Source organism: Frankia sp. R82 (genome assembly GCF_023716925.1).
GTDB lineage: Bacteria > Actinomycetota > Actinomycetes > Frankiales > Frankiaceae > Frankia.
In genome coordinates this window covers 19,676-31,234 of the sequence record NZ_JAMQQG010000300.1, presented here as the reverse complement: position 1 = coordinate 31,234, position 11,559 = coordinate 19,676, and the positions used below count along the sequence as shown (strand labels likewise).

The window sequence follows — 11,559 nt, the reverse complement described above, 5'->3', positions numbered from 1 at the left end:
GCGCTGAGCGGGACGTGCCCGCCCCTGGCCCGGCTGGCGCCGCAGGCCGCGCGTCGGACGGTCCCGAGGCCGACGGTCTCGGGTTGGCGGACCCCGCGCCTGGCGCTCCTTGGCCCGGCGTCCCCGAGCTCGGGGACGCGGAGCTCGGGGACGCGGAGCTCGGGGACGCGGAGCCTGGCGCCCCCCGCACGGGTTCCCCCGGAGCGGACGTCCCGGAGGTAGGCACCGCCGGTGCTGCGGCCGGTGCTGCGGCCGGTGCTGCAGCTGGGCCAGCCGGTGTGCCGGAAGCAGGTGGTGCCGCCGAGCCGGGCGCGGCCGGCGAACCAGAGCGCGCCGCTGGTGCGGGTGGGGTCCGCACGGGTGGCGTGCGGGCGGGTGGTGTCGATGTCGATGTCGATGTCGATGTCGATGCGGCGGCGGCTGGCGGGCGGCCGGGCGGGCGGGCGGTCCCCGGAAAGATCCTCCGCTCTTCGGAGCGGACGGGTCCGAACGGATATGGCCGACCACCGGGACCGCCCGAGCCGGCGGAACGCGGCGGTGACCCCGCTGGCACCGACTGCCCGCTCTGGGGAGATCCCGCTGATGGCTCGGCCGATCGCGACTCGGTCGGCCTCGATGGGGCCGGCTGTTGCGGGGCCGGCTGTTGCGGGGCCGGCCGCGATGAGGCCGGATCCCGTTGAGCCGGTCGCGGCTCACCTGGCCGCGACTGGGCCGATCGCGGCGTGTTCTGACCGGCGCGGGGGGCCGGCGAGCCGACGTCTCCCCCCCTGCCGGCGCCCGCGGACTGCACCGATCGGTCGGTGGACTGCACCGATCGGTCCTCGGACTGCACCGATCGGTCGGTGGGCTGATCCGACCGGTCCCCGGAGTGCGCTGACCGGTCGGCCGACTGCTGACCGTCCGGATCTGACCCCTGTGCCACCATCCGACCACTCCCTGACATCCGCCTGGCGCGTGGCGTCCCCTCCCGACGGGGGACGCCACCGGTCCCCGCGGGGCGCTGTCCGCCGCGGGCGGAACACCGGCACAGGCGGATGCGACGGGTCACATCATGACAGCCACATGTTCGTGGGATGGGACGGGTACATCCGATTTGGTGCTACACGCCCCAGGTCAGGGTGTCGGTCAGATCGCCTCACCGATCCGGTGCACACGCATCGTGTTGGTCATGCCGGCGACGCCCGGCGGGGTTCCGGCGACAACGACGACAAGCTCGCCCGGCCGGCACCGGCCGATCTGCAGCAACGCGGTGTCCACCTGACGGACCATCTCGTCGGTGTTCTCGGCGAACGGGACCACGAAGGTCTCCACGCCCCAGAACAACGCCATCTGGTTGCGGACGGCGGGGATGGGCGTGAAGGCGAGGACCGGCACCTCGCTGCGGTAGCGGGCGAGCCGGCGGGCGGTGTCGCCGGACAGGGTGTGCGCCACGAGGTACCGCGCCCCGACAGCGTTGCCGACGGACGCCGCCGCCTGGGCGAGCGCCCCGCCGAGCGTGCGTGGCTCCGTGCGCAGCAGCGGGATGCGCGCCAGGTCCGCCTCTGCGGTCTCGATGATCCGCGCCATCGTGGCGACCGACTCGATCGGGTACGCCCCGACGCTCGTCTCCGCCGACAGCATGATCGCGTCAGCGCCGTCGAGGACGGCATTGGCGCAGTCGCTGGCCTCGGCCCGGGTCGGCCGCGGCGCGCTGACCATGGACTCAAGCACCTGGGTGGCGACGATGACGGGCTTGGCCCGCTCCCGCGCCTGGCTCACGGCCCGCTTCTGCACCAGCGGGACGTCCTCCAGCGGCAGCTCGACGCCAAGGTCACCGCGGGCGATCATCAGGCCGTCGAAGGCCTCGATGATGCCGTCCAGGGCCTCGACGGCCTGCGGCTTCTCGATCTTGGCATGGACCGGGAGGCGGATGCCGAGCTCGTCCATGATCGCGTGCACCGGCTTGATGTCGGCTGCGCCACGCACGAACGACAGCGCGATCATGTCGACCCCGAGCTGGAGGGCGAACCGCAGGTCCTCGCCGTCCTTGTCGCTCAGCGCCGGCACCGTCAGGGCGGCACCGGGGATGTTCATGCCCTTGTTGTTGCTGACCGGACCGCCGATGATCACGGTGGTGTGGACGTCGGTTTCGGTGACGCCCTCGATCTGCAGGACGAGCCGGCCGTCGTCGACGAGGATGCGGTCGCCGGCGGAGACGTCCGCGGGCAGGTCGGAGTAGGTGGTACCGACCTGCTCGGCATCGCCGGGCACGTCCCGCACGGTGACGGTGAACCGCTGACCCGGGGTGAGAGTGACCTTGCCGTCGGCGAAGGTGCCCAGCCGGATCTTCGGGCCCTGCAGGTCGGCGAGGATGCCGACGTTGCGGCCGGCGGCCTCCGCAGCCTCACGCACCCGGGCGTAGACGGCGGCGTGCTGTTCGTGTGTTCCATGGGAGAAGTTCAGGCGGGCGATGTCCATTCCCGCGTCGATGAGGGCCCGGACGTTCTCCGGCGAGCTGGTCGCCGGGCCGAGGGTACAGACAATCTTGGCTCTACGAGGCACACACAAAGCCTAAGTAATGATCGTCGGTCATTGCGCACGGGGGCCACCGGATGCTGCGAGTGGCGCACCAAGCAGTAGTCACATCAGGGCAATCAGGTACATGCTGCGTGTGGCCGCCAGACGGCGTACCGTCCGTATCGTCGCCCACGCGACGCGTGTCCGGTGACGCACCATACAGGACACATCTTCGCGACGCCGTCGAGCAACCGGAGTCCGGCATGAATCGAAATCCTGCAATTCACCGCCGTCCCTCCGGCGACATCGACATCGCGCTCGCCGAGCCCGACCCCGCCGCCACGGGTTCCGGGGTGGCGCGCACCGCGTCCGTCGGCGCCGGTGCGGCCGGCGCTGGCCTGGCCGGCGTCATCGAGACCGGTGGCGATCTCGTGGACGGCGCCGTGACCGCCGGCCCCGGCGGTCCGTAGGCCGGTCACCGTCCGATCTCTGCGGCCCACGGGCCCGCCGCGCCCCGAAGCCCCGTGTGCCACGGGTCGTCACCATCGGGCCAGGACACGCCGGCCCGGACGCAGCCCCGGTCCCGCGCGGCCCCGTCGGCCACCGGCTCCCGCAGACCGTCCGCAGTGGCCCGGCGCCCCACCTGGAGACGCCGGTCACGGATCGACCGGGCGGCGAGGACCCCCGGCCGGCGCCTGGACCCGGCCGAGACCTTCCTCACGACGTCGGTTACGGCGACACGGCCGTGCCAGAGTCGCGCCGATCCGCCACAGCGATGCGGATCGGCGCGACCCGTCAGGTGAGAACTGAAGGCGCCGACTCTGTAACGGAAAGAAACTGGGTGCGGTACAACTCGGCGTAGAGGCCCTGCGCGGCGAGCAGATCGACGTGGCTGCCGCGCTCGATGATCCGTCCACCGTCGACGACGAGGATCAGGTCGGCGTCGCGCACCGTGGACAGCCTGTGCGCGATCACCAGCGAGGTGCGCCCGGCCAGCGCTGCCTGCAGGGCGGCCTGCACAGCCGCCTCCGACTCGCTGTCCAGATGTGCGGTCGCCTCGTCGAGGATCACCACCCCGGGGTCGCGCAGCAGCAGGCGGGCGATCGCCAGCCGCTGCTTCTCTCCGCCGGACAGTCGCTGGCCGCGGTCGCCGACCACGGTGTCCAGCCCGTCCGGCAACGCTCGGATCAGCGCGTCGATCTGCGCCGCGGCCAGTGCCGTCCACATCTGGTCGTCGGTGGCCGCAGGATGCGCGAAACCCAGGTTGGCCCGGATCGTGTCATGGAACAGGTGCGCATCCTGGGTGACGACACCAACCCCGGCACGCAGCGACTCCAGCCCGATGTCACGCACATCGAGGCCGGCCAGGCGCACCGCGCCCGACCCGACGTCGTAGAGCCGGGGGACGAGCTGACCGATCGTCGTCTTGCCCGCGCCGGACGGGCCGACGATCGCGATCATCTGGCCGGGCTCGGCCCGGAAGCTCACCTCGTGCAGCACCGGGGTGGGAATCCGGGTCTCGAGCACCGCCACCGACTCCAGCGAGGCCAGGGACACCTCGCTGGCCGCCGGATACCGGAACCCCACCCGGTCGAACTCGACGGCGAGGGGGCCGGCCGGCAGCGCGACGGCGCCGGGCCGGTCGACGATCGCGGGCTCGAGGTCGAGCACCTCCAGCACCCGTTCGAACGACACCAGTGCCGTCATCACGTCGACGTGCACGCTGGACAGGCCGCTGAGCGGCCCGTAGAGCCGGGAGAGATAGGCGGTGAGGGCCACCAGCGTGCCGACCTGCAGATCCCCCGAGATGGCCAGCCGGCCACCGACGCCGTACACCACCGCGGTGGCGAGTGCGCCCACCAGGCTCAACGAGACGAAAAAGATTCGGCCATACATGGCCTGCGAAACGCCGATGTCACGTACCTGTGCCGCCCGACGGCGAAAGTTGGCCTCTTCCCGTGCCGGGGAGCCGTAGAGATGCATCAGCATCGCGCCGGAAACGTTGAAGTGCTCGGTCATTGTGCTGTGCATCTGCGCGTTCACTTCATAGCGTTCTCGGGTGAGCCCGGCCAGACGCGGACCGAGCGCCCGCGCGGGAACAAGCAGAACGGGCAGCAACACCAGGGAAACCAGGGTGATCTGCCACGACAGCGCCGCCATCGCGGCCAGCGTGAACACCGCGGACAGCACGTTTGACAAAACGGACGACAACGTGTTGGTGAACGCCGACTGAGCACCGAGGACGTCGCTGTTGAGCCGGCTCGTCAGCGCGCCGGTCTGGGTACGGGTGAAGAACGCCAGCGGCTGCCGCTGGACGTGACGGAAGATCTGGCTGCGCAGCTCGTAGACCAGCCCCTCGCCGATGCGGGCCGAGTACCAGCGCTGGCCCAGCGCCAGGGCCGCGTCGGCGAACGCGACCGCGACGGCGATCCCGGCGAGCAGCTCCACGTAGCCGGTGCGATGCCGCATGATCCCACCATCGATGATCTCCCGCAGCAGCAGTGGAACCGCAGCCCCCAGCGCGGCGCTGGCCGCGATCAACAGCAGGAAACAGGTCAGCTGCCAGCGCCATGGCGCAGCGAAGGCCGCGATGCGGCGCACCGTCCCCGGTCGCAGCGACACCTTGACCACCGAACGGTCCCGGGTGGCACTGCGCATCATCGCCCGACTTCCGGCGCTCATTCGACTCCCAGCGCTCGTTGCTTGCACTGTAATCAGGTAAGCGCGGTCGCCGCCTCAACATTCCAGCCCAGAGCCCCGCGCCGCCACCGGTGCCCTGCCCTCCAGTCGCACCGTGGACGTCCCGCCCCGGTCCGACGTCCAGCACAGGCCCGACGTCCAGCACAGGCCCGACGTCCAGCACAGGCCCGACGTCCAGCACAGGCCCGACGTCCAGCACAGGCCCGACGTCCAGCACAGATCCGGTGTGCGGCCGGGAGATCATGTCAACCGGCAGCGAGGTCAGGGGCTGTGCCCACCAGGCGCTCCCAGGCGAGCAGTTCCGCACCGCCCGGTTCGGTGGCCCGCAGCAGCGCCTTGACCTCTGCGGCGATGCCGGCCGGGACGGCAAGCAGACCGGCCGCCAGGGCGGCGAGCTCGGTTTCGAGCCGAGGCGGTGGCACCACCCGCTGGGCCAGCCCGATCCGCAGGGCCTCCGTGGCGCCGAGCGGACGGGCGGTGAGACTCAGATCGAGGGCGGTCGGCGCGCCGGTCAGACGGACGAGATCGGCCAGGGCGCCGGCGGCGGGAAGCAGGCCCAGCCGGGCCGCCCAGTCGAGGCGCAGGCCGGCATCCGCGGCAAAGATCCGCAGGTCACAGACCGCCGCCAGGGACGTGCCCAGGTCATCGGCCCAGCCGGAGACGGCGGCGATACTGATCAGATCGGTGGCGGTGGCGAGTCGATCCAGTGCCTGCCGCCAACCACGAAGCTCGTTCATCGCGGGACGGCCCGAGTCGGCCATCCGGGTTCGGGTGGCCGCGGTGTCGATCGCGACCGGGGAAGAACCGTCGATCAGCATGACAGCGAGACGAACGTCGCCCGTCATCTGCCGGAGAGCATCACCCAGGGTGACGCCGAACGCCCCAAGCTGATCGGGGTGGCCTCGGCCGTGCAGCCGGACCCTCGCGACGGGACCGACCACCTCGACCTGAAGCCCGGCCGCCGCCGATCTGGCGGCGGCCGGTACCGCCATGGTCAGGGAGTTTTCTTCTTGGTGCCCCGGGTTGCACCACCACGGCCACGCAGGGTGGTACCGGACTCCGAAAGGATCCGGTGGACAAACCCGTACGAACGGCCAGAGGACTCGGCAAGCAGACGGATGCTCTGCCCTCCTTCGTACTTCTTCCGAAGATCGGCAGCCAGCTTGTCCCGCTCGGCGCCGGTGATCCGGGTTCCTTTCCTAAGCTCGGCCAACGTGGCCCCCTCCGTGCTCGATGATCTGCGAACCGATCTTCACTCAGCCCGAGTAATCGCGCCACTCGAAGCAGATGTGATCCATCACACGCGGCACATCGCAGCGTGACCGCTCCGACACACCGCTCCCTCCACTTGTTCCTCGCTGGCCGTGACTCAGGGACAGATCTGCCCATGCACGTACCGGCACACCGCCGGCCGGGCACGGGGAGCATGCACGAGGACCAGTGTCCCCAATCCCCTACGCCCGGCCTAACAACGGCAACGGCGCGTCGCCACGAACATCGCCATCGAGCTCACGGCGATCTTCCAGCGACGTGATACCGCAGGTACAGCCAACAGTCGATCACTGTACCGAGCCGATCCGGAAACGGCGAACGGCGCAGATCAAACCGACTGATTCCTCACATCGACGCCCAGAGCACGCAACCATGGAGGCATCCCGCCACACCACCCCCCATCACCACCACCGATCCACACACGGCCACCACCCTCAGCCATCAACACCCACCGAAACCCAGCCAACACATGTAGTCCGCCCGCCCTGTACACACCGTGTTCACTTCCTCGCCTGTATCCGTCTACCCCTGCGCTCCCCGGTCCGACGGCGGCCCCGGACCGGTCCGGCTGCAGGACTCGTTACGGTTCAGCTGTGGTCTGTGCAGTGGTGGCGACTCCTCGGAGGACAACCCGGGCATGCCCGATCACAACCAGCCTCGCCGTGGGCGCGGTACCGCACATGGCGACGGAAGCCCGGTGAGCGTCACCGAGGACACCCCTCCCCCCGCTGCCGCCGAACCACCGACACCCCGCGCCCTGGACTCCGGACCGCCCGACGCCCGATCGTCGGCACCCGGATCATCGATCCGGGCCGAGCTCGTCGAGGCCGGGATCTGGCTGACGCTGGTGGCCTTCGGCCTGGTCGGCACCGTCATTCTCGCGAGCTCCCACGTTGCGCTCGGCCTGCGCGAGCCGCCCTGGCACGATGGCTGGCAGGCCCGGTTCGACCCGCTGATCGTGGTACCCGCCGTCGTCGCCGCGATCATCCTCGTCCTGATCGGACGGTGGGCGGCCACCGTCCATCCCGCCCCACCCCGTACGCGCGGGGCCGCGGTGCCAACGGCGCCGGAGTCGGGGCCGGCGGAGTCGGGGTCGGGGGTGTTCCGGCTGTCGTGGCCGGTGCTGCTGCTGGTGGGCTACGTCGGGTCACTGGCCTGGACCTTCGCCCTGGCACTGGTCGCCCCGGGCGGGATCCGGGCGGGACTGCGTGCGCCGGCCGACCTGGTCACGGCCGCGCACGCCATCGGCAACGACCCGCTCGCCATGGTGGCCGCCTACACCGATCACGTGCCACCCGCCACCGCGGGTTCCGTGGACGTTCTGCCCGCGCACCCACCGGGTCCCCTGCTGGCCGCCTGGACGCTCGCCCGGCTGGGTCTTTCCGGCGCCGTACCGCTCGGGATCGCGTTCACCCTGATCGGCGCGCTGACCGTTCCGGTCGTGTGCGTGGCGGTGCGCTCGCTGTGCCATGAGACCGCCGCCCGCCGGCTGGTCCCCATCCTGGTGCTCGCCCCGTGGAGCGGCTGGATGGCCGCCTCGCCCGATGCGGTGACCGCCCTGCTGGCCGCCCTCGCGGTCGCGGTGGGCGTGGTCGGGTGCGAGCCGGGCCGTCGCTACTCGGCGTGGTGGGCACTGGCCAGCGGACTGCTACTCGGCCTCGCCGCACTGTTCGGCTATGCGCCGGTCTGGCTCGGCGTGGCCGTGGCGGCCGCCTACTTCGTCCGGCGCCGCCCGCTCCTCAACGCGGTGACCGGTCTCGGCGCGCTGCTCCCCTTGTTCCTGTTCGCGGCCTGGGGTTTCTCCTGGCCGGACGGACTCGCCCTGGCCCGGGTCCCCCACCAGCCGCTGGCCGCGACCCTGGCCTGGGCGTTCCTCGACCTGACCGTCGCCCTGCTGGGTGCCGGCCCGGTGGCCGTCCGGGCGGCACGCCGACTGCGCCTTACCCCCGGTTGGCCGTTCCTGCTCGGCGCCACCGCGGCCGCCCTGTTCGCCGCCCTCGCCCGACTGGCCGAAGGCGGCACCCAACGCACCTGGCTGCCGCTGCTCCCCTGGCTGCTGGTCGCCGCGGTCGCCCCCCGCCCCCGACCCGCCGGCCCCGGTGACCGCGTGCGCGCCGGAGCACTGCCTGTCATGCTGATGTCACTGGGAGCGGCCGGAGCGATCGTCCTGCGCCTGTTCATGGGCGGCCCGTCGTAACCTGCTCGGCGCCCGGACGAGCGCGGCGCGGGCGAGATGGACTCAGGCGGACGGCACCGCCGGCACGGGCTCGGTGAAACCGGTCGGGGCCGGCTGGGGATCGCGGGGGATGTCGGGCTCGAGAAAGATGCGCAGCCGGGTCGGCACCGCGGCCCGCAGGGCCACCTCGGCACCGTCGATGGTCGCGGCGACCTCGCGCATCGTGGCCGCGGGCGGGATGCCGATCTTCGCGGCGACGAGCAGCTCGTCCGGACCCAGGTGCAGTGTTCGCAGGTGGATGAGCGCGGACACACCCGGTGCGGCGGCGAGGGTGGTGCGGATGGTGGCGACCGTGGCGGGGGTGGCCGCCTCGCCGACCAGCATGCCGTAGGCCTCGATGGCGACCAGTATCGCTACGACGAGCAGCAGGATGCCGATGGCGAGGGTGCCCGCGCCGTCCCAGATGGGGTCGTCGAGCAGCAGGGTGAGGCCGACCCCGCCGAGCGCGAACAGCAGGCCGAGTTCGGCGGCGAGGTCCTCGAGCAGGACGATCGGCAGCTCGGGTGCCCGCGCCTCGCGGATGAACTGCCACCAGGAACGTCCGCCGCGGGTGTGGTTGGACTCCCGGATCGCCGTGGTGAACGAGAAGGTCTCCATCCCGACGGCGACCACCAGCACGACGATGGCGATCAGCCCGCTTTCCAGCTCGTGCGGGTGCCGCAGTTTCTCGATGCCCTCGTAGACGGAGAACAGCCCGCCGACGCTGAACAGCACGATGCCGACCAGGAACGCCGCGATGTAGCGGGCCCGCCCGAAGCCGAAGGGATGCTCCTCGTCGGCGGGGCGGGCGGACTGGCGCTGGCCGAGCAGCAGCAGGCCCTGGTTACCCGAGTCGGCGACCGAGTGGATGGACTCGGCCAGCATCGACGATGACTGGGTGAACAGGAATGCCACGAACTTCGTGACCGCGATGCCGAGGTTCGCGGCCAGCGCCGCCAGAACCGCCTTCGTGCCGCCCTGCGTACTCACAAACCGCTCTCCCGTGTCGTCCGACGACGCGCCCCGCGCCCCATGCCCCATGCCCCATGCCCCGGGCCTCGCGCCCAGCTCCAGCGATCATGCCAGGGTGATGAGTTCCATCAGATCGGGGGACCAGTTGTCCTCGACGCCGTCCGGCAGCATGAGCACCTTCTGCGGGTCGAGCGCCTCGACCGCGCCCGGATCGTGGGTGACCAGCACGACCGATCCCTTGTAGGTGGCCAGCGCGGCGAGCACCTCGTCACGCGACGCCGGGTCGAGGTTGTTGGTGGGCTCGTCGAGCAGCAGCACGTTCGCCGAGCTGCAGACCAGCCCGGCGAGCGCGAGGCGGGTCTTCTCACCGCCCGACAGCGTCTTCGCCCGCTGCTCCACCACGTCCCCGCTGAACAGGAACGCGCCGAGGATGCGGCGCAGCTCCACGTCGGACGTGTTCGGGGCCGCGGCCCGCATGTTGTCGATCACCGAACGGTCGGCATCCAGCGTCTCGTGTTCCTGAGCGTAGTAGCCCAGGCGCAGCCCGTGGCCAGGATGAACCTGCCCGGTGTCCGGCTGCTCCTGCCCGGCGAGCATCCGCAGCAGCGTTGTCTTGCCGGCGCCGTTGAGGCCGAGGATGACGACCCGCGACCCGCGGTCGATCGCGAGATCGACGCCGGTGAACACCTCCAGCGACCCGTACGACTTCGACAGGCCGCTGGCGGTCAGCGGGGTGCGCCCGCACGGTGCGGGGTCGGGGAAACGGAGCTTCGCGACCCGGTCGGAGACGCGGATCTCGGCGAGCCCGGCGGCGAGCCGTTCGGCCCGGCGGTCCATCTGGTGGGCGGCGCGGGCCTTGGTCGCCTTCGCCCGCATCTTGTCGGCCTGGACCTTCAACGCGTCGATCTTCTTCTCGGCGTTGGCCCGTTCCCGCTTGCGGCGGCGCTCGTCCTGCTCACGCTGGGCGAGGTAGGTCTTCCAGTTGACGTTGTAGACGTCCAGGGCGGCACGGTTGGCGTCCAGGTGGAAGACCTTGTTCACGCACCGGTCGAGCAGGTCGACGTCGTGGCTGACGACGATCAGCCCGCCGGAATGGGCCCGCAGGTAGTCACGCAGCCAGACGATCGAGTCGGCGTCGAGGTGGTTGGTCGGCTCGTCGAGCAGCAGCGTGGCATCCGCGTTGCCGGACCCGGCGAACAGGATGCGGGCGAGTTCCACCCGCCGGCGCTGCCCACCGGACAGGGTGGCCAGCTGCTGGCCGAGCACCCGGTCGGCCAGACCCAGCGACGAGCAGATCCGCGCGGCCTCGGCCTCCGCGGAGTAGCCACCGAGCGTGCCGAACCGATCCTCCAGGTTGCCGTAGCGACGGATCGCCGCGTCGCGTTCGCGACCGTCGACCAGCTCGGCCATCTCGACCTGGAGCTTCTCCATGTCACGCAGGATCACGTCCAGCCCGCGGGCGGACAGCACCCGGTCGCGGGCGGAGTCCGTCGGGTCGCCGGCGCGCGGGTCCTGCGGCAGGTAGCCAAGCTCGCCGCGGACGTCCACGGAGCCCGCGAACGGGATGCCCTCGCGGGCCAGCACCTTCAGCAGGGTCGTCTTGCCGGCGCCGTTGCGCCCGACCAGACCGATCCGGTCCCCCGCCTGGACCCGGAAGGAGACGGGCTCGATCAGGGTTCGGGCTCCGGCACGCAGTTCGAGCTCGGACGCAATGATCATCGAGGTGGGGCCTCTTTCGGGCTTGCCGGGGACGCTTCGGACTTGCGGCGACGCCAGGTCGGCGTCGAACGGCTACCGGTCGGACAGCCGCCGGCCGGACAGCCATGGTCGGCGGGCGCACCCCCGATTCGGCGGAACCTGCCGCGGGTTCACCATGCCGGGACGCGCATGCCGTCCAGCCTACG

General features: G+C 71.3%; 8 protein-coding genes. 2 read left to right on the top strand and 6 right to left on the bottom strand.

The annotated features are described in order from the left end of the window. Positions 1-1,125 precede the first annotated feature (1,125 nt). Complete coding sequence (gene pyk / locus ND747_RS24080; protein ID WP_251736467.1) at positions 1,126-2,541, bottom strand: pyruvate kinase; 1,416 nt, start codon at positions 2,539-2,541, stop codon at positions 1,126-1,128. Between the two features lie 218 nt (positions 2,542-2,759). On the opposite strand from pyk, the gene ND747_RS24075 reads away from it, so the two are divergent. Beyond that, a complete protein-coding gene (locus ND747_RS24075) occupies positions 2,760-2,966 on the top strand; it encodes a hypothetical protein (RefSeq protein WP_251736466.1) in 207 nt (68 codons plus the stop codon). A 325-nt stretch (positions 2,967-3,291) separates the two neighbouring features. Here ND747_RS24075 and ND747_RS24070 read toward each other — a convergent pair whose 3' ends face one another. From ND747_RS24070 to ND747_RS24060, 3 genes are all read right to left on the bottom strand, one after another. Then, a complete protein-coding gene (locus ND747_RS24070) occupies positions 3,292-5,178 on the bottom strand; it encodes an ABC transporter ATP-binding protein (protein WP_251736465.1) in 1,887 nt (628 codons plus the stop codon). Between the two features lie 263 nt (positions 5,179-5,441). After that, positions 5,442-6,188, bottom strand: a complete 747-nt coding sequence (locus ND747_RS24065) for an enoyl-CoA hydratase/isomerase family protein (RefSeq protein ID WP_251736464.1) — start codon at positions 6,186-6,188, stop codon at positions 5,442-5,444. A gap of 2 nt (positions 6,189-6,190) precedes the next feature. Then, complete coding sequence (locus tag ND747_RS24060) at positions 6,191-6,409, bottom strand: helix-turn-helix domain-containing protein (RefSeq protein WP_251736463.1); 219 nt, start codon at positions 6,407-6,409, stop codon at positions 6,191-6,193. A gap of 756 nt (positions 6,410-7,165) precedes the next feature. Here ND747_RS24060 and ND747_RS24055 point away from each other — a divergent pair. Further along, complete coding sequence (locus ND747_RS24055) at positions 7,166-8,665, top strand: hypothetical protein (protein WP_251736462.1); 1,500 nt, start codon at positions 7,166-7,168, stop codon at positions 8,663-8,665. 42 nt (positions 8,666-8,707) lie between these two features. Here ND747_RS24055 and ND747_RS24050 read toward each other — a convergent pair whose 3' ends face one another. Both ND747_RS24050 and ND747_RS24045 read right to left on the bottom strand, forming a co-directional pair. Further along, on the bottom strand, positions 8,708-9,673 hold the full coding sequence (locus ND747_RS24050; protein WP_251736461.1) for a cation diffusion facilitator family transporter: 966 nt from the start codon (positions 9,671-9,673) through the stop codon (positions 8,708-8,710). Between the two features lie 87 nt (positions 9,674-9,760). Continuing rightward, on the bottom strand, positions 9,761-11,374 hold the full coding sequence (locus tag ND747_RS24045) for an ABC-F family ATP-binding cassette domain-containing protein (RefSeq protein WP_251736460.1): 1,614 nt from the start codon (positions 11,372-11,374) through the stop codon (positions 9,761-9,763). Positions 11,375-11,559 lie beyond the last annotated feature (185 nt).